The organism is Methylocystis heyeri (assembly GCF_004802635.2).
Classification (GTDB): Bacteria; Pseudomonadota; Alphaproteobacteria; order Rhizobiales; family Beijerinckiaceae; genus Methylocystis; species Methylocystis heyeri.
Window position 1 is genome coordinate 2490804 of sequence record NZ_CP046052.1, and the last position, 25535, is coordinate 2516338.

The 25535-nt window shown below is 61.0% G+C and carries 24 protein-coding genes and 2 pseudogenes; 13 read left to right on the forward strand and 13 right to left on the reverse strand.

What is annotated here, in order from left to right; genetic code table 11:
- Positions 1-23 precede the first annotated feature (23 nt).
- The 4 genes from H2LOC_RS11405 to H2LOC_RS11420 all read right to left on the reverse strand — a co-directional run bounded on the left by H2LOC_RS11405 (position 24) and on the right by H2LOC_RS11420 (position 3991).
- Positions 24-1421, reverse strand: a complete 1398-nt coding sequence (locus tag H2LOC_RS11405; RefSeq protein ID WP_136496506.1) for a peptide MFS transporter — start codon at positions 1419-1421, stop codon at positions 24-26.
- Between the two features lie 26 nt (positions 1422-1447).
- Complete coding sequence (locus tag H2LOC_RS11410; RefSeq protein ID WP_136496507.1) at positions 1448-1996, reverse strand: thioredoxin family protein; 549 nt, start codon at positions 1994-1996, stop codon at positions 1448-1450.
- Between the two features lie 98 nt (positions 1997-2094).
- A complete protein-coding gene (locus H2LOC_RS11415) occupies positions 2095-3354 on the reverse strand; it encodes a serine hydroxymethyltransferase (RefSeq protein ID WP_136496508.1) in 1260 nt (419 codons plus the stop codon).
- Positions 3355-3418: 64 nt separating this feature from the next.
- Positions 3419-3991, reverse strand: coding sequence for an outer membrane protein (locus tag H2LOC_RS11420; protein ID WP_136496509.1), 573 nt, complete (start codon positions 3989-3991; stop codon positions 3419-3421).
- A gap of 791 nt (positions 3992-4782) precedes the next feature.
- Between H2LOC_RS11420 and H2LOC_RS11425 the strand changes: the two genes are divergently transcribed.
- Positions 4783-5540, forward strand: a protein-coding gene (locus tag H2LOC_RS11425) for an IS5 family transposase (protein WP_425487296.1) whose coding sequence is annotated in 2 segments (ribosomal slippage) — positions 4783-5128 and positions 5128-5540 — 759 coding nt in all. Because the reading frame shifts where the segments join, the coding sequence is not laid out codon by codon here.
- Here H2LOC_RS11425 and H2LOC_RS11430 read toward each other — a convergent pair.
- The gene (locus tag H2LOC_RS11430; protein ID WP_136496511.1) at positions 5524-5928 is read right to left on the reverse strand and encodes a hypothetical protein; all 405 of its coding nucleotides are present in this window, start codon (positions 5926-5928) and stop codon (positions 5524-5526) included. The two genes, H2LOC_RS11425 and H2LOC_RS11430, sit on opposite strands and share 17 nt — an antisense overlap.
- Positions 5929-6491: 563 nt before the next feature.
- Positions 6492-6722, reverse strand: coding sequence for a hypothetical protein (locus H2LOC_RS11435; protein WP_154331634.1), 231 nt, complete (start codon positions 6720-6722; stop codon positions 6492-6494).
- A 171-nt stretch (positions 6723-6893) separates the two neighbouring features.
- On the opposite strand from H2LOC_RS11435, the pseudogene H2LOC_RS21780 reads away from it, so the two are divergent.
- The 7 genes and pseudogenes from H2LOC_RS21780 to H2LOC_RS11470 form a co-directional block, all read left to right on the forward strand.
- Positions 6894-7130, forward strand: a pseudogene (locus tag H2LOC_RS21780) (transposase); the annotation flags it as partial.
- A gap of 319 nt (positions 7131-7449) precedes the next feature.
- Positions 7450-7800, forward strand: a complete 351-nt coding sequence (locus H2LOC_RS11445; RefSeq protein WP_136496514.1) for an integration host factor subunit alpha — start codon at positions 7450-7452, stop codon at positions 7798-7800.
- A gap of 224 nt (positions 7801-8024) precedes the next feature.
- Positions 8025-8435: a phasin family protein gene (locus H2LOC_RS11450; RefSeq protein WP_136496515.1), complete on the forward strand. Its 411-nt coding sequence runs from the start codon at positions 8025-8027 to the stop codon at positions 8433-8435.
- Positions 8436-8741: 306 nt separating this feature from the next.
- Positions 8742-9410 (forward strand): response regulator FixJ, encoded by a 669-nt coding sequence (fixJ, locus tag H2LOC_RS11455; RefSeq protein ID WP_136496516.1) that lies wholly within the window; start codon positions 8742-8744, stop codon positions 9408-9410.
- A gap of 509 nt (positions 9411-9919) precedes the next feature.
- The gene (gene otsB / locus H2LOC_RS11460) at positions 9920-10669 is read left to right on the forward strand and encodes a trehalose-phosphatase (protein ID WP_162009755.1); all 750 of its coding nucleotides are present in this window, start codon (positions 9920-9922) and stop codon (positions 10667-10669) included.
- Complete coding sequence (locus H2LOC_RS11465; protein ID WP_136496518.1) at positions 10656-12440, forward strand: glycoside hydrolase family 15 protein; 1785 nt, start codon at positions 10656-10658, stop codon at positions 12438-12440. The genes otsB and H2LOC_RS11465 overlap by 14 nt, the downstream gene beginning before the upstream one ends.
- A complete protein-coding gene (locus tag H2LOC_RS11470; protein WP_136496519.1) occupies positions 12437-13822 on the forward strand; it encodes an alpha,alpha-trehalose-phosphate synthase (UDP-forming) in 1386 nt (461 codons plus the stop codon). The genes H2LOC_RS11465 and H2LOC_RS11470 overlap by 4 nt, the downstream gene beginning before the upstream one ends.
- Before the next feature lie 32 nt (positions 13823-13854).
- Here the strand turns inward: H2LOC_RS11470 and H2LOC_RS11475 are convergent, their stop codons facing one another.
- A complete protein-coding gene (locus H2LOC_RS11475) occupies positions 13855-15318 on the reverse strand; it encodes an MFS transporter (RefSeq protein ID WP_136496520.1) in 1464 nt (487 codons plus the stop codon).
- Complete coding sequence (locus tag H2LOC_RS11480) at positions 15315-15782, reverse strand: response regulator (protein WP_136496521.1); 468 nt, start codon at positions 15780-15782, stop codon at positions 15315-15317. Before H2LOC_RS11480 ends, H2LOC_RS11475 begins: the two co-directional genes overlap by 4 nt.
- Before the next feature lie 111 nt (positions 15783-15893).
- Here H2LOC_RS11480 and H2LOC_RS11485 point away from each other — a divergent pair, with 111 nt between their 5' ends.
- The 3 genes from H2LOC_RS11485 (at position 15894) to H2LOC_RS11495 (ending at position 19150) form a co-directional block, all read left to right on the forward strand.
- Positions 15894-17051 carry a sensor histidine kinase gene (locus tag H2LOC_RS11485; protein WP_136496522.1) on the forward strand — a complete coding sequence of 386 codons (1158 nt, stop codon included), beginning with the start codon at positions 15894-15896 and terminating at the stop codon, positions 17049-17051.
- A gap of 75 nt (positions 17052-17126) precedes the next feature.
- Positions 17127-18638 carry a glycerol kinase GlpK gene (gene glpK, locus H2LOC_RS11490; RefSeq protein WP_136496523.1) on the forward strand — a complete coding sequence of 504 codons (1512 nt, stop codon included), beginning with the start codon at positions 17127-17129 and terminating at the stop codon, positions 18636-18638.
- A 245-nt stretch (positions 18639-18883) separates the two neighbouring features.
- Positions 18884-19150, forward strand: coding sequence for a hypothetical protein (locus H2LOC_RS11495; RefSeq protein WP_136496524.1), 267 nt, complete (start codon positions 18884-18886; stop codon positions 19148-19150).
- Positions 19151-20392: 1242 nt separating this feature from the next.
- On the opposite strand, the gene H2LOC_RS11500 is transcribed toward H2LOC_RS11495, so the two are convergent.
- On the reverse strand, positions 20393-20698 hold the full coding sequence (locus H2LOC_RS11500; protein WP_136496525.1) for a hypothetical protein: 306 nt from the start codon (positions 20696-20698) through the stop codon (positions 20393-20395).
- Between the two features lie 129 nt (positions 20699-20827).
- Entirely contained in the window at positions 20828-21496 is a 669-nt protein-coding gene (locus H2LOC_RS11505; protein ID WP_136496526.1) for a hypothetical protein, read from the reverse strand.
- Between the two features lie 84 nt (positions 21497-21580).
- Here H2LOC_RS11505 and H2LOC_RS11510 point away from each other — a divergent pair.
- Positions 21581-21727 (forward strand): annotated as a pseudogene (locus H2LOC_RS11510) (IS5/IS1182 family transposase); the annotation flags it as partial.
- A 13-nt stretch (positions 21728-21740) separates the two neighbouring features.
- Here H2LOC_RS11510 and H2LOC_RS11515 read toward each other — a convergent pair.
- Together H2LOC_RS11515 and H2LOC_RS11520 are read right to left on the reverse strand one after the other, a co-directional pair.
- Complete coding sequence (locus H2LOC_RS11515) at positions 21741-22577, reverse strand: hypothetical protein (RefSeq protein ID WP_136496527.1); 837 nt, start codon at positions 22575-22577, stop codon at positions 21741-21743.
- Positions 22578-22779: 202 nt separating this feature from the next.
- Complete coding sequence (locus H2LOC_RS11520; RefSeq protein ID WP_136497084.1) at positions 22780-23637, reverse strand: D-amino-acid transaminase; 858 nt, start codon at positions 23635-23637, stop codon at positions 22780-22782.
- Positions 23638-23725: 88 nt separating this feature from the next.
- Here H2LOC_RS11520 and H2LOC_RS11525 point away from each other — a divergent pair, with 88 nt between their 5' ends.
- Entirely contained in the window at positions 23726-24838 is a 1113-nt protein-coding gene (locus H2LOC_RS11525; protein WP_136494500.1) for an ISAs1 family transposase, read from the forward strand.
- A 442-nt stretch (positions 24839-25280) separates the two neighbouring features.
- Here the strand turns inward: H2LOC_RS11525 and H2LOC_RS11530 are convergent, their stop codons facing one another.
- Positions 25281-25514 (reverse strand): hypothetical protein, encoded by a 234-nt coding sequence (locus H2LOC_RS11530; RefSeq protein WP_136496528.1) that lies wholly within the window; start codon positions 25512-25514, stop codon positions 25281-25283.
- Between the last annotated feature and the right edge of the window lie 21 nt (positions 25515-25535).

Sequence of the window (25535 nt, forward strand, 5' to 3'; positions counted from 1 at the left end):
CGAAGCCGCCCTCATCGGGGCGTTCACTCTTGCGTGAGCGCCCCGAGCGGCCCCCGCGCGAGCGCGATCAACGCGCCCGCCGCGGCGGAGAGGGCGCAGAGCGCAAGGAAGAACTGCGCCGAGGAGAGGCTCGCCCATAAGCCTCCGATCCATCCCGCCAGCAGATTGCCGGCGAATGTCGTCGTCAGCCAGAACCCCATCGTCGCCGAGCGTGCGTGGTCGGGCGCGATGCGCGACACCAGAGACAGCGCGATCGGCGAAAAATACAGCTCCGCAAAGGTGATCACGACGAAATAGCCGGCGAGCCAGAGCCAGCTCGATCTGCCGCCGGGATTGATCCAGGCGGCCAGAGCCATGATGAGATAGCTGAGCGCTACGCCGAAGCAGCCGGTGGCCATTTTGGCCATCGCGCCGGGCTCGCGACCTCTGCGCGACTGCGCGGCCCATAGAGCGACCAGCAGCGGCGTGAAGAGGAACACCATGAGCGGATTGAACGCCTGAAACCAGGTGACGGGGATATCCCCTTTCCACAGGATCAGATCGACTCCGCGATCGGTGAATTTTTCCGCCCACAGGGCAATAGTGTTGCCCTGCTGTTCATAGGTCGCAAAGAACAAGGTTGCGGGAATAAAAAGCGCCAGCACGCCCAGCAAGGCGCGCCGGGATCCGGCCCTGTCGGCCGACGTGGGCTCCGACTTTCGCTGGCGCGGCCGATCCGCTGGCAGGCTCGGCGAGCCGATGAGATATGTCAGCAGCCCTATCGCCATTCCGACGCCGGCGCTCGCAAAGCCGTAATGCCATCCCAGGGTTTCGCCGAGCGTCCCGCTGACCAGGGGAGAAAAGAAGGCGCCGATGTTTATGCCGACGTAGAACAGGGAATAGGCGCGGTCGCGGCGGGCGTCGCCGGGCGCATAGAGTCCTCCCACCTGCGTCACTATGTTGGGCTTGAATGCGCCATTGCCCAGGATGAGAAGCAGCAGCGCCAACAGGAAGAACGGCTCGGACGCCATCAGGAAATGCCCCGCGACCATGAGCGCCGCGCCCAAAGCGACCATGCGCCGCCGCCCGAGCCAACGATCCGCGAGATAGCCGCCGAGGATCGGGGTCAGATAGACGAAGCCGGTGTAAAGCCCGTAGATCTGCGAAGCCAACGGCTGCGGGCCGAGCGGCCCGAACACGGCCTCGAGAACCCGCTTCAAAGAAGCGAGGCCGAGAACTTCCGCCTCCCCGCCCGGCGCGAGCAGATGATCGACCATGTAAAGGACCAGCAGGGCGCGCATGCCGTAGTAGGAAAAGCGCTCCCACAGCTCGGTGGCGAACAGCACGCTCAGGCCCTTGGGATGGCCGAGCCATTGCGTCTGCGGATGCGAAGCCCGCCCGCTTTTTTCCTCGAGGCGGCTTTCGTCGCCCCCTTGTTCCATCGTCCGTACGCGGCTTCGCCTCGAACCTATTTCCATTTGATCGAGCATCCGATGGACGCAATCTGCTCCTTCGGCGCCGCCCCATTTTTTGCGATATTGCGCATGGCTTCCAGAAGCTCGCGCCGCGCGCCGGCGGCAATGGGCGCCGTGCGGCCTTCGTCGAGCCGGCCGCGATATTTCAGCACGCGCTGGCGGTCGAGACCGAAGTAGTCCGGGGTGCATACCGCGCCATAGGCTTTCGCGACCGCCTGGGATTCGTCGTGCAGATAGGGAAAGGGAAATTTGTGGGTCTGCGCGAATTTCTTCATGTTCTCGAATGAATCTTCGGGATAGGCGTCGGCGTCGTTCGCGCATATCGCGGCGAACCCGACGCCCTCGCCGAGCAGAAGGCGCGCATCCGCGACGAGGCGATCGATCACGGCCTTCACATAGGGACAATGATTGCAGATGAAGACGATCACCGTGCCGTTGGCGCCGGCGACTTCGTCCAATCCGTAGCTTTTTCCGTCAGTCGCGGGCAGCCGAAAATCCGGAGCCGAGGCGCCGAGAACAATATCGTTGGAGATCGCAGCCATTGCGCGTCCTTTCATTTTCGCCGCCGGCGTCCGCCGCAGCCGAAGCGGCCGGCCCGGGAGGCGACGCCTGCCGACCAGACGAGCGGATGCTCGGGCAATCAGTAGATAGGGTGTCGTTCGCACAGAATCCGCACTTCGTCGCGCACAGCCGCGAGGTTTGCCGCGTCTTCGGGCCGGCGCAAAACGCGGTCGATCCATCTTCCGATTTCGCCGAACTCCGCGACGCCGAAACCTCTGGTGGAGCCCGCGTTGCTGGAAAGCCTGAGGCCTGATGGAGCTTCGGCAGGCCGTGGATCGAAGGGAATGAGATTCTTGTTCACGGCGAGGCCTGCGCGCTCCAGCGCCTTGGCGGCGACGTCTCCCGTTATCTTCATGGATGCGAGATCGACCAGCATCAGGCCGGTGTCCGTTCCGCCCGAGACGATCCTGAGGCCGGCTGCGGCAAGGGCCGAAGCCAGCGCCTGCGCATTGTCGAGAACCGCTCGGTTATAGTCCTTGAACTCGGGCCGCAGCGCTTCGCCGAGGCAGGCGGCCTTGCCGGCGACGCCGTGCAGAAGAACGGAGCCCTGAACGCCCGGGAAAACGCCGCCGTTGATCTTGCCGCTGAGGGAAGCGTCGTTCCACAATATGAGCCCCCCTCGCGCGCCGCGTAGGGACTTGTAGGTCGTCGTGGTCACGATGTGGGCGTGCGGAAAGGGGTCGGGGTAAAGTCCCGTCGCCACGAGCCCCGCAAAATGCGCCATATCGACCATCAGGCGGGCGCCGACCTCGTCGGCGACCGCGCGAAAGCCGGCGAAATCGATCATCCGCGGATAGGCGGAGCCTCCGGCGACGATGATCCTCGGGCGGGCGCGCAAGGCGCGGCCGCGCAGGTCGTCGAGATCGATGCGCTCGCCGGCGCGATCCACGCCGTAGAATTCGATCCTGTAATCCCGCCCCGTCAACGTCGCCGCATGGCCGTGGCTGATATGGCCGCCCGCGGCCACGTCCATGGCCAGAATTCCCTCGCCGGGCTTCACCAGCCCGAGAAAAACAGCCGCATTGGCGTTCGAGCCCGAATGGGGCTGGACATTGGCGAAGCGACAGCCGAACAGCCTGCAGGCGCGATCAATGGCGAGCTGCTCGACCGCGTCGGCGAATTCGGCCCCGCCGTAATAGCGGCTAAAGGGCAGGCCCTCGACGGTCTTGTTGGCGAGGATCGAGCCTTGAGCTTCGAGGGTCAGTCGCGAAACGATATTCTCGGAGGCGATGAGCTCGATACAGCTCTGCTGGCGCCTCAACTCCCCATCGATGGCTGCGGCGAGTTCCGGATCGGCGTCGAGGCCCGCAGTAAAATATCCTCGCCAAGGGTGAGCCATTCCCTGTTCTCCACGCCAATGCTCGCCGCGGGCGAGCGACGCAGCCGATAAGGAACGACAAGTCTCACGGAAGCCAGTAGCCGCGCCCGCCCCCGGCCGAAACCTCCACGCCTACCTTCAGCCGATCGGTGACGGCGTAGTCGACGCCGGCGCCGATGGTTCCGGCCCCCCTCACGCCGGCGGACTGGTCGAAGAGGCCGTTGAAGGAGTCGCCGGCCGACGTATAGCCGCGCCCGGCCATGTCCGGCTTCGCCAACACGACGCCGGTCGTCACGAAAGGCGTCCATCTGCCGATTTCGTAACCGATGCGCATATTCGCGGAGAGGTAGTCGAGGCCGCGGAAAGAGGTTTGTGGGAACAGCGCCGGCGCGTATCCCGCGCGGGCCTGGAGACCCACGACGACATTATCGGGAAAGGCGCGATCGTAGCCGATGAGCGCCCCCCCGCCGAGGCCGCCCTTCACGCCCTTGCCTGAGACGACGAACGTCTCGCTGCCGACATAAAGCCCGCTCCAGAGCGACGGCTCCTCGGGCTTGGCGGCCTGGGCGGCGAAGAACGGCGGCGGCGCTGAGGCTTGCTCCGCATGGGCGCCGACGGGACCGGGAAGCGGAGTCCCGAGAAACGCAACCGACAGCAATCCGTATCGCGACGCCCTGCGCAAATCGTCACCTGTCCATGGTCCGGGGTTGGCCTCGACGAACATAGACGGACCGCGGCGCTCGCGTCAAAGCCCGGGCGTCGCCCGGTAAAGCGACCCGTCCGAGTTCGCGCGCGCATTTTTCGCCGGCCGGCGCCTTTTCAGCCTCCCGCCGCAAGACCGGCCCAAGCGCTCCCCGAGCAGCAACGACGAATCCGCCCGACCCAGAGTGCTCGCCGGTTCCGGGCGTCGCTACCGAAAGGGACATGGACGAAGCGAAAATCGAAGGAGCTTACTATGGTCATTGGCGCCGGGTGAACCGGCGCGTCTATCGCCGGCATTATCACCACTGAAAAATCTCACGGAGAGACGGGCAGGATTGGCCCGACCGACTGGCTTTGATCGGGCGCGGCCTGCCCGACGCTATCGAGTTCGCGCAGGCATCTCGGCTCCTGTTAGCGCTCCATTTAGGCCTCTGCGCTTTGATGCTTGTTCTCAAACGGCGTTCGTCCCAAGAGAATGGGAAGGCCCTTTCCAGATTGCTCAAGGCACGCAAGCGCTTCGTCGTAAGAGATGTCGAGCGGCGTGACTCGAGTCGCGTCAAAAATATGGACCGTTCCAGATGAAGGGTCTGGCGCTCCGGGCACAAAAACAGCGACATGGCCATCACTGAACGTGTCGGCGAGGAACCCCAATTGCCAACTGTTGTGCCGGGTCACTAGGGTCCAGACCCATAAAGTGCTTGGCGTAAAGAGCGGGTTGTGATTCAGGGCTTCCGAAAGGAAGCGCCGATGATTCCCGAACAATTCTGGCTGACAGATGCGCAGTTTTCGAAGATTGCGCCACATCTTCCCACTGACACGCGCGGCAAGGCGCGGGTCGACGACCGCAGGGTCATCAGCGGCATCGTCCAAGTGCTCAAATCCGGCGGGCGCTGGGTCGACGCACCGCCGGAATACGGGCCCAAAAAGACACTTTATAATCGCTATGTCCGTTGGGCCGCCAAGGGCGTCTGGGTCGACTTGTTCCATGCACTCGCTCAAGCCGGCGGGCCGCCGACGGAAGTTCTCATCGACTCCTCGGCGGTGAAAGCGCATCGCTCGGCCAGCGGCGGCAAAGGGGGGAGAAAAATCAGGCCATCGGCCGCTCGCGCGGTGGACGCACAACGAAAATCCACGCGCTGACCGACGCGCAATGTCGACCCATAGCTTTCATGCTCACAGCCGGAAACGTCGCCGATTGCACAGCGGGCGCGGAACTTCTTGCCCATCTTCCGCCTTGCGAAGTCCTCCACGGCGACAAGGGATACGACAGCAACGCCATCCGCCGTAGGATCGAGGACGGCGGCGCACTGCCGAATATTCCGCCCAAGGCCAACCGCAAATGGAAGAACTGCTTTTCGCCGCTCCTCTATCGAAACCGCAACGCCATCGAGCGCATGTTCTGCCGTTTAAAGGATTTTAGACGCGTGGCGACGCGCTACGACAGAAACGCCGTCAATTTCCTCGCCGCCGTTTGCCTCGCTGCCACTGTCAGCTATTGGTTATGAGTCTGGGCCCTAGGACAGGCTTTTTGTCTTCTTTTGCTTGAGCCTGTAAGCCCGCCAAGCGATCAGTGTATTTACGAATGGCGATGTAGGGAGGCAGCTTGTTCAAGAACTTGTCTTCAAGGAGTGAAACCGCGTTCCGTTCAACCGGAAATGAACGGGCGTAGAGCCCCGCGGCGAATGCAATCAACACAAGCAACAAGGTCCCGCCGATATAAACAGCGAGAACTGCCTCGCCCTTCGAAATGGGCAGTTTTTCGGCGAACGGCGTCGCGGTATCGACGGCCATCTTTCCCGCCTTCAAAACAACGAGCAGGATCGCAGCAAAGGGTAATAAGAAAACAGCGCCTCCGAGCACTGTAGTCTTCAGGAAGTTGAAGATTTGTCTCATCGCCTCACGCCCGACGTTGAAAGCAACATCACTTTAGTAAGCGTGCAATTCACAAACACGCCCTCGAGCCGATACCCCGTGAAGCTGGCACGCCGATTTTCCGCCCATTCGGCGCCGTTGCCCTTTCCCAATAAAGAAAGAACGGGCACGGCGCGTGGAAGGCCTTGGCTTTTGGCATGCCAGCAGGTTTGCTTATGGGAAAGCGATTAGCAATTAGGTGCGCCGTTCCTCGCGTCTCTTGTGCCGCCCAGTGCGCCGCTCCTCGCGTCTCGCATGCCGGCCCATGCGCCGCTCATGCCGCCGTTTCATGCCGGCCGTCTGAGCTTCAGCATCTGATCCTGTAATGGCCGCACCGAGCTCTATTATTGCGGCTAGCCCAAACAGAGACAATACTTTGCGTCGAGACGTCGCTTCCGATTGCAGGTTGCCATCCATTTGGCCCCTCCCTCGATAATGCTTCGATTCACGAAGTCTGTCGGTTTCGTCACTGGGACACGTTCCTGCGCAGTCCCCTGACGAGGACCACTGGCGCGTCATCCCATGATTTTCAGAGACGCCGCTCGTTAGCGCCGGTCTTCGCGGCGCTCTTCTCGCCCGCCCTGTCGCTCAGAACGATTTCCCTGACGACCTTCCTGACGCTGCTTACGCTGCTCCTTTTTTACTTGCAGGACGAAAGGATCGCCCTTGGAAACCGCGCTCGGCAAGGGAGCTATCGGAGCCGCTTGTGCGATGTGCGCGTATCCGCCGAGCAAGAACGAGCCAAGCATAATCGCGATGATCTTAAGCTTAATCATGGCATTACACCTTCTATTACACCTTCTGATGTAGTTGCAATGTCCGCACCCACGCGGAGGCGAAACGTGCAAACAAGTTGAGTGTGGGGCAATCTTTCAATTTGGCAACTCCTCCAGAAGATCGCCAGTCGGTCATTGATCAGGAAATCTTGCGTTGTCCGGCAACTGGACCACTGGTCGAAAATCTACTCGACCACCGGGCTCGAACGCCCCAATGGCGAAGTCAAGCGCCGCACCGAGGTCGTCGGCATCTTCTCCAAGGAAGACGTCGTCAAGGGCCTGGTCGGCGCTATCCTGCTGGAGCAAATCGATGAATAGGCGGTTCAGCGCAGCCGCTCCATGACGTTGGAATCACTCGTTGCGTCGAGCGATGATCCCGTCGTCAAGCCGCCCGCCCTGGCATCCTGAACATTCCGGCCCAGACCGGAAGTCGTCAATGACACTGCCGCCACTTACACAACGCTTTGGGCAGGATCGCGCGAGAAACCGTGCTCCTGCGGCCAAAAGCGTTGCGGAAACGCCCCCGGGCCGGCCTCTCCCTGCCGGCTCCCGTTTCCATGTACGTAGATATACGAGGTTGATATTATTTCGATTTTTGCTTTTCTATGGTCGGCCAAGTAACAATCGGGACTGATGGCTTTGAACTGGCGCTTAAACTGCGCGCAGGTCGCAAGATCTACTTCTGCGCAGACGGGCGAAGGCAAATGAGCTTTCAAAAGGAGCGAAAATGTTAGTTCGCGCGGATCACTCCAACCACAATGAATCCCACTGCGTGACGCGGGCCGGACTGGCCGAGGCGGTGCAAACGCGATTGGGCCTTTCGACGACGAAATCGATCGCCTTCGTCGAGCAGGTTCTCAGGGAGATCGTCGACACGATCGCTGCCGGCGAGGACGTCAAGTTGAGAGCCTTCGGCTCTTTTCATGTGCGCGCCAAAAAGGAGCGGCCCGGCCGCAACCCCAAGACCGGCGTAGCCGCCAAAGTGACCGCGCGCCGCGTCGTGACCTTCAAGGCTTCGCGCGTCCTCCATGCGCGCGTCAATCGCGCAGCCAAACTCGCGGAAAGCGGCCGCAAATGACCGTCGCGATGGGCGACGCGCAGGCCATCCGACGTGCTACGTAACAATACCAAATTGAATCCAAGGCAACTTCCATTGTCTTATCGGCTCCTCTCCCACCTCGTCGAGGCATAAAGCGAAACAAGAAAAAAAGTCCGGCGACGATGCGGAAAAGGCAGCGCAATCATGAACGAGCCGCCCCGACCCCGGGGAAGCGCGAGCGCGAAGCAGCAGAAGGACGTCTAATGTTTATCGACTTCCACGATATCCGGAATCTGGGAATGAACCAATTCGACGCGGTCTCGGAGGCGGCGGCCTCCACCGCGAAGCGACTTCAAGCGATATCGGACGAAGCGACAGCCTACTCGAAGAAGCATTACGAGAGCGCCTATGCGCACGGCGGAAGATTGCTGAACGCCAAGGGTCTCAACGAAGTCATCGAGCTTCAGTCCGACTACGCCAAGATCTCCTATGAAAACTTCGTCGCGGAGGCGACCAAGCTGAGCGCCCTCTGCTCTGAGTTCGCCAAGGAAGCGTTCAAGCCGGTCAAGACCGAATTCGCCGAGCCGAGCCGCGAACAGCCGTCCCCGCTGGCGACAGGCCTCGTCGCGACGAAGTCTGCGCCTGCGCAGAAAAAAGAACGCGTGGAAGGATAGGCTCGGCTCCAGCGCGCTTATCGCTCGAACGGAAGCGTTCGAGCGAGACGCGATCTCGTCGGAAAGCATTTCAAATCTTGCGACGGCGCGATCAGCGGCTAAAGCGTTTCAAACGATCACGATGGCGGGGCGGGAGAACGGCCCCGCCGCAGCGATTTCCTCAAAGCATTCGAGACTCGGACCCGATGCGAAGATCTTTTTTCGCAAAAACTATGATGGCAAGACAAACACTTTCGGATAGACTGCGGCTTATGTTGCAACTCCACAACGTGAGCGGCGCTTTGAGAATGGAATTTTAACTGCGCCATGGCCGAACCCGCAACCATACATATCGTCGACGACGATCGCGCTGTCTGCGACTCTCTCTCGCTGCTGCTCAAGATCGAGGGCTACAGCGTCCGCTCGCACGAATCCGCGAGAGACTTTCTGGACGCCATCCAGAACGACATCTGCGATTGCGTCATAACGGACGTCCGCATGCCGGGCATGACCGGCCTCGATCTTTTGAAGGAGCTCAGAGAACAGCGCGCCTCGCTTCCGGTCATTCTCCTCACCGCTCACGCGGACGTCCCGCTGGCGGTTCAGGTGATGAAGATGGGGGCGGTCGACATTCTCGAGAAGCCTTTCAACGACGAGGCCCTGCTCGCGTCGATCCATCAGGCGCTCAAGCGCGGCAAGGACGAACTTGCTCATCTCGCGAAGACTCAGGAGATATTGGCGAAGCGAGCAACCTTGACGAAGCGCGAGAGCGAGGTTCTGTCGGGACTCTTGAAGGGCCAGCCCAATAAGGTCATCGCGGATGAAATGGGCATAAGCAAGCGGACGGTCGAGGTGCATCGCGCCGCCGTAATGGCGAAAATGCAAGCCCAGAGCCTTGCAGAACTGGTTCAGATGGCGCTGCTGATCCCGCGCGAGGAATTGGAACGCGACACGCCGCAGAGCGGTTCGACGTCGCCCGCCAAGAATTCGCACTGAAAGCCGAACCTCGTCCAAACAGGCGTCGCGCAAAGTCCTTGCCGCCAGGTCTCAGTCTGATTTTTACAGAACCCTTTTCCAGAACCGCTCGATAGGGTCGAGCCGAAGTCGCGGGTTGAAATTGCCGCGCTCGATTTTACATCCACTAGAGCGTTTTCCGGCCGGATGGAGTCCGGTCGGTGGGAAATCGCTCCAGATCATATGGTTGGAGCGCATCCTCGTCGCAAAAGCATGTCTGGTTTTGCGGAATAGGCGCTTTCGTCCCGGGGCGGCCGCGTCCAAACTTAGTCCAAGCCCCGCCGGGAAGTCTCGCCCGCTTCGGGCTCGTCGGGCGGTTGCGCGAACAGCGCGCGAGCGCCGGAGAGTTCGAATGCGCTTCAAGCGCTTGGCGGGCCCTGCTCGCTCCAAAACGCATTGGTCGAAAGGCGAGAGGATCCGCTCAGCTCCCTGATCTGTCGCTCGAATGTTCCGTCAAAAGGAACAGCGCCAAACGCGAAGAGGCCAGAGCTTTGCTGCCCAACATAGAAATCTCCGATTTCGCAGTCTTTCTGGACCTGGACGGCACGCTGGTCGAAATCGCCGATCGGCCCGATCGGGTCCGCATGACGCGCTCCACGGTGGACCTGCTCGCCGTCCTGCGGGACAGGACAGATAATGCGCTCGCGATGATTTCGGGGCGCGAGATTCAATGCATCGACCGGATCCTGCGCCCGCTGAAGCTTCCGGCCGCCGGGGTTCACGGATTGCAGCGGAGAGACGCGGCCGGCGTCCTGCATGCGAGGGAGACGCCGGATTTAGGGCGGATCGTCAGCGCTCTCGAACAAACGATCGGAGAAGAAAACGGCATCGTGGTCGAGCGGAAGCCGGGCGCGGCCGCGGTGCATTTCCGCCAGCGTCCCGATCTCGAACGCGACTGCTACCGCGCCGTGCGCGCCGTGATCGGGGAAAGAATGGACCTGCATGTCATGCACGGCAAGATGGTCTTCGAGATCCTCCTCAAGGGCGGCGGCAAGGGCAAGGCTATCGAGGCTTTCCTGTCGGAACGCCCTTTCCGGGGACGCAAGCCGCTGTTCGCCGGCGACGACACCACGGACGAAGCCGGCTTTCGCGTCATCAACGCCCGCGGAGGCGTCTCCATAAAAATCGGCGGCGGAGAAACTCTGGCGCATCACCGAGCGGCGAACGTCAGCCATTTCCGCAACTGGCTTTCGGTCCAAGTAAAGCATGTCAACGGGATGAGCGCAGATGAGCGATCTTGAACTCGGCGTAGTCGGAAACTGCTCCTTCGCCGCGCTGATCAACCGCGAGGCGGAGGTCGTCTGGGCCTGCATGCCGCGCCTCGACGGCGATCCGGTGTTCCACAGTCTGCTGGGGGCGCCGCCCGCCGCCGAAGGCGCGGGGATCTACTGCGTCGAGCTCGAAGATTATGTGCAGAGCGAGCAGAGCTACGACGCCAACACTGCTATTCTCCAGACCACGCTGCACGGCAGGCACGGCGCGCTGCGCATAACCGATTTCGCGCCCCGCTTCTGGTGGCGGGACCGGTCCTTCTTTCCGCCGACGCTGGTGCGCAGGCTGGTCCCGATATCGGGGACGCCGCGCATACGCATAAAGCTGCGGCCACGCTTCGATTACGGCGCCACGACTCCCGGGATCACCTTCGGCTCCCATCACATCCGCTACGTGGGACCGAATTTGACCTTGCGCCTGACCACCAACGCGCCGGTCGATTATGTGCGCGAGGAGACCACCTTCAATCTGAACCACCCGATCGACCTGATCCTCGGCGCCGACGAAACGCTCAGCGAAGGCGTCTCGCAAATGGCCCAGATGTTCGAGGAGCGCACGCGGTCCTACTGGCGCCATTGGACGCACCGTCTGGCGATTCCCTTCGAATGGCAGGACGCGGTCATACGCGCGGCGATCACCTTGAAGCTTTGCACCTATGAACCGACCGGGGCCATCGTCGCCGCCCTGACCACCAGCATCCCGGAAGCCCCCGGCTCCCAGAGAAACTGGGACTACCGCTATTGCTGGGTCAGGGACGCCTATTTCGTCGTGCGCGCGCTGAATCGCCTCGCGGCGGTGCGCAAGATGGAAAACTACTTCAGCTGGCTGATGAACGTGGTCGCATCCGCCAAGGAAAATCATGTGCAGCCGGTCTATGGCGTGGGGCTGGAGGCGGCGCTTCCCGAGGAGATCGTCCCCCAGCTCCCGGGATACCGGGGCATGGGCCCCGTGCGGATCGGCAATCAGGCCTATGAGCACATCCAGCACGACGGCTACGGCAATGTGGTGCTGGGAGTGGCGCAGGCCTTTCTCGATCGGCGTCTCATTTCCCCGCCCACGCGGATGGATTTCCTGCAGTTGGAAACCATGGGGCACAAGGCTTTCGCCGTTTACGACAAGCCGGATGCCGGCATGTGGGAACTACGCTCGCGCGCATGCGTTCATACAACGTCGGCGGTCATGTGCTGGGCGGCGCTGGATCGTCTTTCGTTGATCGCCGAACACATCGGCGAGCCGGAGCGGTCACGCGACTGGAGAGAGAAGGCGGAGCGCGTGAAGAGGGCGGTCGTGGAGCGGGCGTGGTCGGAACGGCGCGGTTCGTTTGTGGAATCCTTCGAAGGCGAGCACCTCGACGCCGGCCTGCTGTTGATGAGCGAGGTCGGGTTCCTCGATGCGGACGACCCGAGAATGGTCTCGACCTTCGCGCAGATCGAGCGCACGCTCGCGCACGGCCCGCACCTCTTCCGTTACGAGGCCCCCGACGATTTCGGCGTTCCGCAGACCGCCTTCAACACCTGTTCCTTCTGGCGCGTCGACGCCCTGGCGAGAATGGGGCGCAAGGAGGAGGCGCGGGATTACTTCGAGCAACTGCTTTCTTGCCGCAATCGGCTGGGCATGATGTCGGAAGACATCATGGTGGAGACGGGAGAAGCCTGGGGCAATTATCCGCAGACCTATTCCATGGTGGGGATCATAAATTGTGCGATGAGGCTGTCGCGCTTCTGGGAGAAAGCGATATGAGACGCCTGGTGATTGTGTCCAACCGCGTCGCCGAGCCTGAGCGGCAGGCGGCGGGAGGACTTGCGGTATGCATACTCGACGGCCTGCTCGAACGCGGGGGCGTCTGGTTCGGCTGGAGCGGGGACATCGTAGCCGACGAATCCGGGATCGGGGTTTCCTGCACGCGCCGAGACAACGTGACCGTCGTCACCATGCCGCTGACCGAGCGGGACTACGCCGAATATTATCTCGGCTATTGCAACGCGGCGTTGTGGCCGGTCCACCATTACAGGCTTGATCTCGCCCGCTTCACGCAGGAAAACACCGAAGCCTATCGCCGGGTCAACGAACGCTTCGCCGAGGAGCTGGCGCCGATCCTCACCAAAACGGACGTCGTTTGGGCTCACGACTATCATCTCATCGCGCTCGCCGCGGGGCTGAGGTCGCGCGGCGTCCGCAATCGCCTGGGTTTTTTTCTCCACATCCCCTTTCCGCCGCCGGACGTCCTGATGGCGGTTCCGGAGCACGAATGGCTGGTCGACTCCTTCCTGCAATATGACGTCATCGGCTTCCAGACCAAAATGGACCAGAGCAATTTCTGCCGCTTTGTCTGCGAGCACGCCGGCGGCGAAATGATCTCCGACGACACGCTTCGCGCCGGCGGACGCATCGTCACCGTTTCGGCCTTCCCGGTGGGCATCAATGTCGACGCCTTCGCCGAGATGGCGAGCTCCGCCGAGGCCCAGAAGCGCATTCGCTGGCTGCATCGCTGCGGCGAGCCTCGCCTCAACATCATCGGCGTCGACCGGTTGGACTACACCAAAGGCCTGCCCGACCGGTTCCGCTCCTTCAAACGGTTTCTCGAGCTGCATCCCGAAAACTGCAAGGCCGCGACGCTCATGCAGATCGCGCCGCCGACTCGCGAGGAAGTGAAGGCCTATTGCGACATACGTCATGAGCTGGAGGCGCTCTCCGGGGAAATCAACGGACAGTTCGGCGATTTCGACTGGACGCCGGTGCGCTATGTCCATCGCAGCGTGCCGCGCGATACGCTGGCCGCGCTGTACCGCGGAAGCCAGATCGGTCTCGTCACCCCCTTGCGCGACGGGATGAATCTGGTGGCCAAGGAATATATCGCGGCCCAGGATCCGGAGAACCCCGGCGTGCTGATATTGTCGCGCTTCGCCGGGGCCGCCGAGGATCTCCAGGAGGCGCTGATCGTCAACCCTTACGACGTGGACGAGGTGGCGCAGGCGATCCACAAGGCGGTCATCATGCCGCTCGAAGAAAGGAAGCAGCGGCACGCCGCCCTGCTCGCGAAGATCAGGGAGCACGACGCCTGCAACTGGATGGCGAGCTTCCTTCGCGCGCTCGACGCCCCTCCCATTCCGATGGCGGCGTAAGCGGCGCGGCGGAACCGTTGCGGCGAGCGAGATCACAGTCTGGAGCCTCGATCCTCCCTCGCGAAGGAAAGCGGCGGGCAGACTTCTTCGAGCGGCTTGCGCTCCGCTGCGACGCCCCACAGACGCTCGATCACGGCGGCGCCCATCATGAGCGCGGCGCATATGGCGTAGCCGACGAAAAGACTGGTTCTCGATCCGGTTCCGATCAGCGTCCCAAAGACCCAGGGGCTGAGAACGCCTCCAACGGCGGTCCCGACCGCATAAAAGAAAGCGATGGCGAGCGCGCGGATCTCGAGCGGAAATATCTCGCTCACGGTGAGATAGGCCGAACTCGCGGCGGCGGAGGCGAAAAAGAACATGGCCATCCAGCCGGCGGTCAGCTCGTTCGCCGATATCGCATGCCGCTCGAACAAAAAGCCGAACAAGAGAAGCAGGATCGCCGAGACGGCATAGGTGGCGCAGATCATGAACTTGCGCCCCAAACTGTCGAACAGGCCGCCGAGCGTCGCCGGCCCGAGAAAATTTCCCGCCGCCAAGCCTAAGAGATGCCGGCCGACCAGCTGGGGCTGAACGTCGTAGAAATCGGTGAGCGACAGCGCATAGGTGAAATAGACGGCGTTGTAGAGCATCGCCTGCGACGCCATGAGGCACAGCCCGAGGATCGTTCTGCGAGGATAGGAGCGGAAGAGCACGCGCGCGACGTCCTTGAAGCCGACGCGCGCCAGCGCGCCTCCTTTAGCGATCCGAAACCTGCTCTTCGTGCGAGGCGGCGCCACGCCTTGTTCGACGGAAGCGACGATCTCCTCCGCTTCGCCGAGCCGTCCATGCGTCATGAGCCAGCGCGGGCTTTCGGGAATCCACATGCGCATGAAGAACACCGCGAGGCCGAGGGCGGCGCCGATCAGGAAACACAGGCGCCAGCCCAGCGACGGAGCAATCACGGCGGGATCGAGAAGCACGAGAGAACCCGCCGCGCCGAGCGCCGCGCCCAGCCAGAAGCTGCCGTTGACGAGAAGATCGACGCGGCCCCGCGCCCGGGCCGGGACGAGTTCCTGGATTGCGGAATTGATCGCGGCGTATTCCCCTCCGACGCCGGTTCCGACAAGGAAACGGAAGGCCGCAAAGCTCGCCGAACTCCAGGAGGCTGCGGTGGCCGCGGAGGCCGAAAGATAGATCGCGAGCGTCACGAAGAAGAGCTTCCTGCGCCCGAGCCGGTCGGTCAGCCAGCCGAAGGCGAGCGCGCCGCAGACCGCGCCCGCGAGATAGGCGCTGCTGGCGAAGCCGATCTCCCCCGCGCTGAGGGCCAATGTCGAAGAGTCCTGAAGAACTCCGGCGACGGCGCCCGTCAGGGTCACTTCGAGCCCGTCGAGCACCCAGGTCACGCCGAGAGCGACGACGACCAGGGTGTGGAATCTTCGCCAGGGCAAGGCGTCGAGGCGGGCGGGAATATCCGTCGAGACGAGGTCGTCCGCGGAACGCCCGCCCTGCTGCGTCACGCCGTTTCGTTCCCGTTGACGCCGCGCCGGCGATCCATCGCCGCGCCCACGATCTCCAGGGCGACCACCACCAGCGCCTCGCTGTCGTTGGGCTTGACGAAGACCCTGTCGGCGCCGGCGAGGAGCGCTTCCTCGTGAATCGAGGTTGCGCTGGTCGTCGTGAGCACGAAAACGGGCAGGTCCTTGAGCAGCAGCGAGCTCCGCAGGGAGCGCAGGAATTTGATGCCGTCGAGCCGCGGCATGTTCAGATCGAGCACGATGGCGTCGGGCAGCCGGTCGGTCAGGTCTTCGAGCGAGACCAGAAACAGCCCTTCGAGGCCGTTCTCCACCACCTCCGCCTTGATGTCCTGCTTCAATATGCGCCGCACGTCGTTGAGCGCGCGCTTGAACAGGAAGATGTCGTCCGGATCATCTTCGATGATAAGAATGCGGAAGGTTCTCTTGGGGGCGTCGACCACAGACATCGGAGCGCTATCATCAGGGTGAGGAGAAGAGCGCGTCCCTGATTGCACAGGCCCGAAAAACGACGCGCCAAACAGAAATAGGACGCTCGTCATTTGCGGCAAGGGGGCGCGATGGGTCTGCACAGCATAGGCTACGATATCTTCCGCCTCGCCGTGGAAGCGGCTCCGGCCGCGATGATCGTGACCAACCGGGACGGAATCATCGAATATGTAAATTCCGAGACCGAGCACATGTTCGGCTTTTCCGTGCAGGAGCTGATCGGCCAATGCGTCGATATGCTCGTTCCCCCGACGCTCCGCGCGGATCACGCCGATTTGCGGAGATCCTATCTCGATCAGCCCGAGAAACGCTTGATGGGCGCGGGCCGCGACCTGAAGGCGGTCCGGCGCGACGGCAGCGAGTTTTCGGTGGAGATTGGACTGGCTCCGATACCGACCGAGGACGGTCTTCTGATACTCGCCACCGTGCTCGATATCTCAGCGCGCAGGCAGGCGGAAGCGGCGCTCGCGCTGCGCGCCTCGGAGCTGGAGCGCGCGAATACGCGCCTCGCGCAATTCGCCTATGTCGCCTCACATGATCTCCAGGAGCCGCTGCGCAAGATCGCCGCCTTCTCCGATCTTCTGGAGCAGGCGATGGCCGCATCGGAACTCGGCGAGGCGAAGCAGGCGACCGAGATCATCAGGAAATCGGCGTTGCGGGCGCGCAATCTGGTGGACGATCTCCTGACCTATTCGCGCACCATCAACGACACCCAGGTGCTGAAGCAGCTCGATCTGCGCGAGGAGATCGAGGCGGCGCTCGGCGATCTGTCCCAGTCGATCGAGGATGCCGGCGCCCAGCTGGTCCTCGACGTCCCGCATCTCACATTCAGGGCGGACCGCTCGCAATTCGCGCGGCTGGTGCAAAACATCCTTTCCAACGCGATCAAATATCGCAAGCCCGATGTCCCCCCGCGCATCGTCATCAGGTCGACGCCTGTCGACGGCGACGGATTTGTGCTCGAAATCTCGGACAACGGCATAGGTTTCGACGAAAAATACGCGCGCACCATCTTCGAGCCCTTCCGCCGCCTCCATTCGCAAACCCAATATCCGGGCACGGGGATCGGCCTCGCCATCTGCAAGTCGATCGTCGATCGCCACGGCTGGTCCATGTCGATCAGATCCTCGCCCGGCGAGGGCGCTTCCTTTTTCATCGGCGTCGGCGGACCGCAGGAAACAGCCGACCGGCTGCGGCATTTGGCGCGGCGCAACTCTCAGCCGCTATAAGCGCCTGTCAATATTCTCGGCCAGAATGCGCCTTTCGGCGTGAGGCGCGCCGGCTTCTTTCAGGGACGAGACCAAGTGGCGAGCAGATATATCGGCGCGATCGACCAGGGCACGACGAGCACCAGATTCATCATCTTCGACGAGACCGGCGCCATTGTCGCTCTCGAGCGGCGCGAGCACGCCCAGATTTACCCAAAACCCGGCTGGGTGGAGCACGACGCGGCGGAAATCTGGCGCAATGCGCTCGATTGCGTCGCCGGCTCGCTTGAAAAATCCGGTCTCCGCCCCGGCGATCTCGCCGCGGTCGGGATCGCCAATCAGCGCGAAACCTGCCTGATATGGGACAAGGCTTCCGGCCTCCCTCTCCACAACGCCCTCGTCTGGATGGATACGCGCACGGAACAGGCGGTCGCGGCACTCGCGCGCGAGAGAGGAGCCGATTGCCTGCGCGCGAAGACCGGCTTGCCGCTCGCGACATATTTTTCCGCGCTCAAGCTCGCCTGGCTGCTGGAGCAAACGCCGGGCGCGCGAGAAAGAGCGCAGGACGGCGAGGTTCTGTTCGGGACCATCGACTCCTGGCTGATCTGGAATCTCACCGGCGGGGCGAAAAGCGGCCTGCACGTCACCGACGCCACCAACGCCTCGCGCACGCAGATGATGAATCTCGCCACCCTCCAGTGGGACGAGGAGATTCTGGACCTCTTCGGCATACCGCGGGCCTGCCTGCCCGAGATCCGTTCTTCGAGCGAAGTCTACGGCCATTGCGCGGCGCACAGCGCTTCGATTCTCGCGGGCGTTCCGATCGCCGGCGCGCTCGGCGACCAGCACGGCGCCTTGCTGGGTCAGGCCCGCCTGCGGCCCGGCGACGCCAAGAACACCTACGGCACCGGCTGTTTCATGCTGATGAACACGGGAACGGAACCCCGCGTCTCCAGCAACGGGCTGATCACGACACTGGGCTACAAGCTCGGCGGCGCCGCGCCGGTCTATGCTCTGGAAGGATCGGTCGCCATCGCCGGCGCCCTGGTGCAATGGCTGCGCGACAATCTGGGGCTGATCCGGGAAAGCCACGAAATCGAGGCGCTCGCGCGCTCGGTCGAGGACAATGGCGATGTCTATTTCGTCCCCGCCTTTTCGGGGCTTTACGCGCCGAGGTGGCGCGGAGACGCCCGGGGCATCGTCGCGGGGCTCACCCGGCACAGCAACAAGGGCCATATTGCGCGCGCGGCGCTGGAGGCGACGGCCTATCAGACCCGCGAGGTTCTCGCGGCGATGGAAGGCGATGCGGGGGTCGCCGTCGCCGAGCTGCGGGTCGACGGCGGCATGACCGACAATGAATTGCTCATGCAGTTCCAGGCCGACATTCTGGAGCGGCCGGTGACGCGGCCGGCCATGATCGAAACCACCGCTCTCGGCGCGGCCGTCGCCGCGGGACTCGCGGTCGGTTTCTGGCGTTCTCTGGAGGACATCGCCCTGCACGGGGGAGCCGAGCGGCGATGGACGCCGCAAATGGCGCGGGCGGAAAGCGCGCGCCTCATCGCCTCATGGGAGAAAGCCGTGCAGCGCTCGCTCGGCTGGCGGGATTAGGAGGCGAAACTGGTCGAAGGTTGGCGCCGCTCTGCCGGGAGCGCCCAATTCCTCCTCTTTGCGGTCGGAGCAAGCCTTAACACTTGCACTGGCAAACATGGCGGCTATCGTACCCTTCGCCCTCGACCTAGGGTCAATATGCGCACAATGGAGCTAGCGAAATGTGAACCACGACGCTCATCCCCACTTTTTGATCAAATGGGGGTTGAGAAATGTTACTTTTGCAATGGAAATGGGACCCGGACATGTCAATTTTTGACCTCGACTCCATCACAGCCGGTCATATTGTTGAAGGTGCCACTGAGGCAACACATTACCTCTACGTCGACTATGATCTTTTACGGAAGGACGGACAAAATAGATTTTATGGAAATTGGCGTCAATCACCTGAGGAAGCTTGTAGAGATAAAATTGTAGATAAATATGTAGATAGAAACCAGATGAGGAACTATGAATTTGCGCAAGCATGTCTTGGAAGTAAAAATGGTATCTGGAAATTCACTATAGCATAATTCATCAACACTCTCGCCCATCCTGCTCACGTTCGCGCGGCTTCGGCCTTTCGTCGGGGGTAAAGCAGGTAATAGACGCCTCTTGCCAAAGGCACTGAAATGGATTCAGCTACGAATTTGCAAAGGCGACCTCAATCTCTGTTTGAGGGTGCAGAAATGGAAAGCCAGACCTTTGTCTGCGTGAAAACAGAATCACCAACTCGCTGCGAGTTGGTTTCCAGCTCACGGTCGCAAGTGTTGTCGACCGTAGGAGACGACACGACTTGGTCAGATGGAAACGGTAGAATAGTAGCCACTGCTTCAGACATTTGGGGAAGGTTAACTGAAGAGAAGACAGGAGATAGAGTCGATGTCTATTTCGAGCTTATGTTTGACATGGCGTGCAGGGTGCAACGAGTCGAAAACGGACACGATGTCCCCTCTAGCACTCCAGTGGAAGTTGGTTTTTATGACTATCAGGTCAAATTGTTTTCGATAAGTTTCCCAGACCTGCCTATACATTGCAGGCCCGTTGGCCCTTACAAATATGATTCTGGAAAAATTCTCCTCACCGGCGCTAATTATGACGCAATCAAATACATGATCCCAGTCTTCCATGATATGAAACGTGTAAGCTATTGTGGATAGCGCAGCTTAAGCCGCAAACTAGGCGGCATTGCAGAGCAAACAGCGGGGACACGTCTCATTTTTCGAAAAGGCTCCGCTTCTGGGCATGCCACTTTGTTACACAGCCTCAGGCGGAGCCGATTCTCGGTATATGCATGTGCAATACCAGTAGCTTCCACCACTGTTGTATGGGCCACCGCAATGCCCGGTGCAACCATACGACTCGCAATGCGCGGAGGTATACCCGCAGTCTCCGGCTGTCTTTTCCGCTTTTTCTTTGGAAAATCCGTGATCTGTTTGCAAGACTCTTACTAAATCTTCTCTTGCAGCCGGCTCTATCACTTTTTCATTCTTGAGTTCAACGATACGAAATCCATACCTAAAAACGACCTTTAGACCATCCGGGGTGCGCGCAACGGACTTCAATTGCTCCTTTAATTCCTTCGGCAAATCGGTCATCAGTTAGCCCTCCCATCGTATTAAGCGCCGATTTCAATCTCGCACACACCCGGCTGTCAAGTTTGAAGTAAGAGCGATAGGAAGCCTCCCTAAGCCCCCTTTATGCCAGATCAAAAAGTCGCATAAGGCCCTTTCTGTTAAACGCGCCAAAAGCCACCCCATGCAGGGTGGCCTAGGTTAGCTGTTTGCGGTTTCAGATTCGAGCATTTGCAAGCTCTCAAGAGCGTAGGCCATCAACAAGCAAACGCCCTTTCTATCGACGCCAAATTTTCGGCTTGGGTCAATTGCATTTGCAATGCGGGCCCATGTCTCGCCGATATTCGTCCAATCGCTGGGTTCAAAGATGCTGAAATCACAATCTTGACCGAACGTCGCCACCATAAAAGACCCAATGGTTCCCGCGTTCGCATGCTGTTTCACTTCTTCCAGAGTCAAAGTGTCATATTTCCCGGTGTCGCACGCGGCAATCAGCTGCCAAAGCATGAATCTATATTTGTAGGGTCTCATAGGTTCCTCAGAAATCGGGGGATCACATGCAGCCAAGCTATACCATCACAGTAGATTGGGCCTACTTGAGCAGATTTCAAGGGAGCTAAAAAAAGCCGCCCCGCGCTAAGGAGAGCAGATTTCGAAATAGCCTTTGGAGGCGTTGTATCGGAATTTGCCGATGGCGGTGGCGCTCGCACAGGTTTCGGAGCCGGTGCCCGCGACCTTGGCCGCGCCGTTGATGTCGGCCTTCACGTCGGCGGCGGGGGAAGCTTTGCCGACGCCGATTTGCCCGCTCACCAGCATGCCGTTGGAAGGCGCGGCGGTGTTGGTCGAATAGCCGATAGCCGCGCCGCCATTCACTTGCAGCGACGAGCCGGGCGACGTAGTGCCTATCCCGATATTGCCGCCATTTAAGATGGTCAAATCTGGCGTGCCTGCAACGCCAAGCATTAAACGCTGCCCAGCAGGTGCGTTGATACCCAAATCAGTGTTACCCCCAGGGTATAAAAACGCACTGGCTCGACCGATTTGAGCAACCTCCCCAGAGCCAGCATCCAACTGAATAATCGGTATACCGATTCCTGACGACAGATGCAGCAACGAGGTTGGCGACGCCGTCCCGATGCCGACATAGCCGTTGGCGTTCAGCCAGATATTCGCCCCTGAACGGGTCGTCGAGTCGACATCCATCCCGATACCAATGGCCGTATTCGACCAACCGATGCCCGTCGCCGTTTGGTATCCGTGGATACCGAGCGAGACAATATTGCCGCCATTAGGGTCCAGACCCATAAAGTGCTTGGCGTAAAGAGCGGGTTGTGATTCAGGGCTTCCGAAAGGAAGCGCCGATGATTCGCGAACAATTCTGGCTGACAGCCGCTCCTCTATCGAAACCGCAACGCCATCGAGCGCATGTTCTGCCGTTTGAAGGATTTTAGACGCGTGGCGACGCCCTACGACAGAAACGCCGTCAATTTCCTCGCCGCCGTTTGCCTCGCTGCCACTGTCAGCTATTGGTTATGAGTCTGGGCCCTAATTAGGGAAAGGAAATCCCGACCAGGGCGTTCACCGAACAATTTCCTGACATTCCCTTTATTACATCTATGTATTTGTCTGTTATTGTAATTGATCGCGTCATAGATTTAGGACATGAGAATATACCGCGGGCCGTTATCGCTCTCGCGTTTATGTACTTCACTCTTAAAATCTCACGGTCATTTCTGTCGTGCACGACCAGCGTCGTTAGGTCCGCGCTTCTTTCTATTATTAGGTCCCTACTTCCATCTAGCGTAACTTTATTCTTTCTTATATCCCCAATATATTTGCCGTTTTCATCATATAAGACCGCGTCGATTGCGACTCCATTGGGAGTGACGTTTACAGTCAGAAGTCGGCATTCTCCCATCTGGACGGCAACTTGGCTCCTTTGTGCGGAGGGCGACGCGATATTCAAAAATGCCTCGCCTCCCATAAGTAACAAGCTGCCTTCGCCTAGGCGTGACTGAGCTATGCTACAGGCGTTCTCTGGAGTGGGCTCATTACCTGGCTGGAGCCATCCGGTAATTGGAGGAGGTGCACTGACAGGAAATTTGAAATAAACTACGACGGCGACGAAGACGCAAATTAGCGCGATTATAAAGGAAATCACTATTGACAAGTCGGCTGCAGCAAGAGCTCCAAGTGACACCGCAAGAAATTGAATAAACGCTCCCTCATGAGATTTTGGCCAAGTGATATAACCAGATATGGCTGCGTTTATGATCGCCAAAATAAGAATTATTGCTCTTTTGAGCACCTTGCCATTACCATTTTCCTCTCGACTTTCGTATTTCGAGCTTGCCTCTGACTTCTGCGCGCTGGTTTGTTCACTCATTAAAATGTCTCGTTGAACTGTGCCGAGGAATCAAAAAGATATTTTTAGCAACGGCTTTGTCAAACCGAATTTTGAATTCGCGAGGAGGCCGGCCCCTGAAACGCGATTGGGCGGCAAAAATTAGGTGTGCGCCACCCTGCCCCACCGCTCTGTGGTGGCCCTCCTGCGGGAAAGTGCCTATTGCCTAATCGCGCAAACTCGCTCACTCCGCCGTCGCCAGCGCGAATTCGATATAGATCTCGCGCAGGCGCCTCGTCCTTTCGCCCGGAACGCCCGCCCCGATCTTCACGCCGTCGATCGAGACGACCGGAAGCACGAAAGCCGTTGCGCTGGTGATGAAAGCTTCCTCGGCCGCCAACGCCTCGGCCACCGAAAAGGCCCGCTCCTCGACCTCGAGACTGCAGCGTTCGGCGAGGGCCGCCACGGCCTTGCGCGTGCAGCCCGGCAGGATCTCGCGGGAGTTGGGGCGGGTCACGATTTTATCCGCTTTGGTCACGATGAAAGCCGAGGACGAAGCGCCTTCGGTCACCATGCCGGCGGGATCGGTCATCCAGGCTTCCTGGCAGCCGCCGGCTGCGGCCTCCTGCTTGGCGAAAACCTGCGCCAGCAGGGAGACGCTCTTGATGTCGCGGCGCGCCCATCGCAGATCGGGCACGGTTTTCACGGCGACGCCCGCCTCGGCGGCGGGGGAGCAGAGAAGGTTCTTTTCCTGCACGAACATCACCAGCGTCGGCGCAGCGTCTTTGGGGAAGGCGAAATCGCGGGGCGCCGCGCCGCGGGTCACCTGCAGATAGACCAGCCCCTCCGCGAGCGCGTTGCGTGCGATCAGCTCCCGCTGGAGCTTCGGAATTTCGGCGAAGGGGACGGGAGTCGCGAGAGCCGCTTCCTTCAACGAGCGTTCCAGCCTCGCGAGATGGGCTTCATTGTCTATCAGCCTGCCTCCGAGCACGGCCGCGACTTCGTAGATCCCGTCTCCGAACAGAAATCCGCGGTCGAGAACCGAGACCTTTGCTTCCGACAGGGGAACGAAATCCCCGTTCACATAAGCGACGCCGCTCAAAAACCCCAGGGGAATCGCATTTGACGAAATGAGGTAGCGCCGGGCTGTTGAATGGATTCTGTCATTGGTTCCGATTCGCGAGGAGCCGATGAGCCTGTTGATCACGATCTTGCGGGATGTTCCCGATCCGCGCAGCGGCAACGCCACGCGGCACGAGTTGCTGGATATTCTGATGATCGCGCTGACGGCGTCGATCTGCGGCTGCGAGGGCTGCGTCGAATTTGCCGACTTTGCCGAGGACCGGGAAGAGCTGTTTCGTGAAGTCCTGAGCCTCGAGAACGGCTTGCCGAGCCACGACACGTTTTCGCGTCTGTTCCGGCAGATCGACCCGGAGGCGCTGGCGGCCTGTTTCGGGCGCTTTCTGGAGGCGCTGGGCGAGGATGGCGCGGGCGTCGTCGCCATCGACGGCAAGACGCTGCGCCGCTCCTTCGACAAGGCCAAAGGCGCCTCGGCGCTGCATGTGGTGACGGCCTTCGCCGCCGATGCGAAGCTGGTCATCGGCCAGAAGGCGGTGGAGGACGGCGGCAACGAGATCACTGCGGCCCGGGCGCTCATCGATCTGCTCGACCTGACCGGCGCGCTGGTGACCGCCGACGCCATCCACTGCAACGCTCCGACGGCGCAGAAGGTGCTCGACCGCGGCGGCGACTGGCTGTTCGCCCTGAAGGCCAACCGCCCGGCGACACTGAAAGATGTGGAGACGTTTCTGGCCGACCCCGAAGCTTGCATCGCCGGGACATTCGAGACGACGGACGCCGATCATGGCCGGGTGGAGACGCGTCGCCACGCGGTCGTTCACGATGTCGGCTGGCTGTTTCCAAAGGGCGACAAGGATCGCCCGGCGATGCCGCAGCTTTCGACCATCGGGCGGATCGAGACAGAGGTCGAGCGCGACGGCAGGATCACGCGGTCCTGCCGCTACTATCTTTCTTCCGCAAAGCTGTCCGCCGAAGCCTTCGCCAAGGCGGTTCGCGCCCACTGGAGCATCGAGAACGGCGTCCACTGGGTGCTGGACGTGACCTTCGACGAGGACAGGGCCCGCAACCGCAAGGATCACGGCGCCGAAAATCTCGCGACCATCCGAAAGCTCGCCCTCAACGTCCTCAAGCGAGCAAGGCCGGAAATCTCCATCCGACGGAAGCGCAAGCGCTCCGGATGGTCCGACGCCTTCGCCAGATCCGTCCTCGGTCAAATGCGATAGCCCTGTCAAAAACCCGCCTCCCCCTTGTAAGATCGGCGGGACGCCGCCGCGACTTCCATTCATTCGCCCCCGGGCGCATTATTCGCCGAAGCGCATTCCAGCGCGCGAGCCGCCCGCAAAGCCGAAAGAACCAGAATTATGCCAGGAAAACGCCGGCGCCGTTTTTTCCGAAAGGGTCGGACCGATTGGCTCGGACCGGCGGCGGCGGCGCTCGCCCTTTTCCTTGCCGGAAACTGTCTGGCGGAACAAGCAAATAGGGCGGCGAGCAAGCCGCGCGATCCCTTGCGGGAGAGCGCCGGGACGAAGCCCGCCGTCCCGGACATCAAGCCCCGCGACGACAAGGCGGCGCCGGGCCAAGCCGAGAGTTCCGGGTTCACATGGGACGGAATCTATACGGGCGGAACTCTGGGCCGCGCGCGGGGCGAATGACTTCGCCGCTCTATCACCCGCGCTTCGGCCTGCGTCCGCCGCCGAGTTCCTTGCGGCAGGCCGGGCTCAGCCCCCCGATATGCGCCCGCAGGCAGCGCTCGACCGCATAGGCGTCGGGGATATAATCGTTGCACCAGCGATAGGCGTCGTCGGTGCAGGCGGCGCGCTGTTCCTCGGTTCCTGTGGCGAAAGCCGGCGCCGCTGCGGATAATGTCGCCAGCATCGCAAGACCAACCAGACCGCGCATGATTATCGCTCCCTCTTGACC

Excerpts from the sequence above, each read along its gene's own strand:
- H2LOC_RS11465 (WP_136496518.1), top strand. The coding sequence starts at position 10,656 with ATGAGCGATCTTGAACTCGGCGTAGTCGGAAACTGCTCCTTCGCCGCG.
- H2LOC_RS11410 (WP_136496507.1), bottom strand. The coding sequence starts at position 1,996 with ATGGCTGCGATCTCCAACGATATTGTTCTCGGCGCCTCGGCTCCGGAT.
- H2LOC_RS11525 (WP_136494500.1), top strand. The coding sequence starts at position 23,726 with ATGAGCCTGTTGATCACGATCTTGCGGGATGTTCCCGATCCGCGCAGC.
- H2LOC_RS11435 (WP_154331634.1), bottom strand. The coding sequence starts at position 6,722 with ATGATTAAGCTTAAGATCATCGCGATTATGCTTGGCTCGTTCTTGCTC.
- H2LOC_RS11450 (WP_136496515.1), top strand. The coding sequence starts at position 8,025 with ATGTTTATCGACTTCCACGATATCCGGAATCTGGGAATGAACCAATTC.
- H2LOC_RS11415 (WP_136496508.1), bottom strand. The coding sequence starts at position 3,354 with ATGGCTCACCCTTGGCGAGGATATTTTACTGCGGGCCTCGACGCCGAT.
- H2LOC_RS11485 (WP_136496522.1), top strand. The coding sequence starts at position 15,894 with ATGGGTCTGCACAGCATAGGCTACGATATCTTCCGCCTCGCCGTGGAA.
- H2LOC_RS11500 (WP_136496525.1), bottom strand. The coding sequence starts at position 20,698 with ATGCTTTGGCAGCTGATTGCCGCGTGCGACACCGGGAAATATGACACT.
- H2LOC_RS11495 (WP_136496524.1), top strand. The coding sequence starts at position 18,884 with ATGTCAATTTTTGACCTCGACTCCATCACAGCCGGTCATATTGTTGAA.
- H2LOC_RS11530 (WP_136496528.1), bottom strand. The coding sequence starts at position 25,514 with ATGCGCGGTCTGGTTGGTCTTGCGATGCTGGCGACATTATCCGCAGCG.
- H2LOC_RS11430 (WP_136496511.1), bottom strand. The coding sequence starts at position 5,928 with ATGAGACAAATCTTCAACTTCCTGAAGACTACAGTGCTCGGAGGCGCT.
- H2LOC_RS11470 (WP_136496519.1), top strand. The coding sequence starts at position 12,437 with ATGAGACGCCTGGTGATTGTGTCCAACCGCGTCGCCGAGCCTGAGCGG.
- H2LOC_RS11445 (WP_136496514.1), top strand. The coding sequence starts at position 7,450 with ATGTTAGTTCGCGCGGATCACTCCAACCACAATGAATCCCACTGCGTG.
- fixJ (WP_136496516.1), top strand. The coding sequence starts at position 8,742 with ATGGCCGAACCCGCAACCATACATATCGTCGACGACGATCGCGCTGTC.
- H2LOC_RS11515 (WP_136496527.1), bottom strand. The coding sequence starts at position 22,577 with ATGAGTGAACAAACCAGCGCGCAGAAGTCAGAGGCAAGCTCGAAATAC.
- H2LOC_RS11505 (WP_136496526.1), bottom strand. The coding sequence starts at position 21,496 with ATGGGTCTGGACCCTAATGGCGGCAATATTGTCTCGCTCGGTATCCAC.
- H2LOC_RS11405 (WP_136496506.1), bottom strand. The coding sequence starts at position 1,421 with ATGGAACAAGGGGGCGACGAAAGCCGCCTCGAGGAAAAAAGCGGGCGG.
- H2LOC_RS11480 (WP_136496521.1), bottom strand. The coding sequence starts at position 15,782 with ATGTCTGTGGTCGACGCCCCCAAGAGAACCTTCCGCATTCTTATCATC.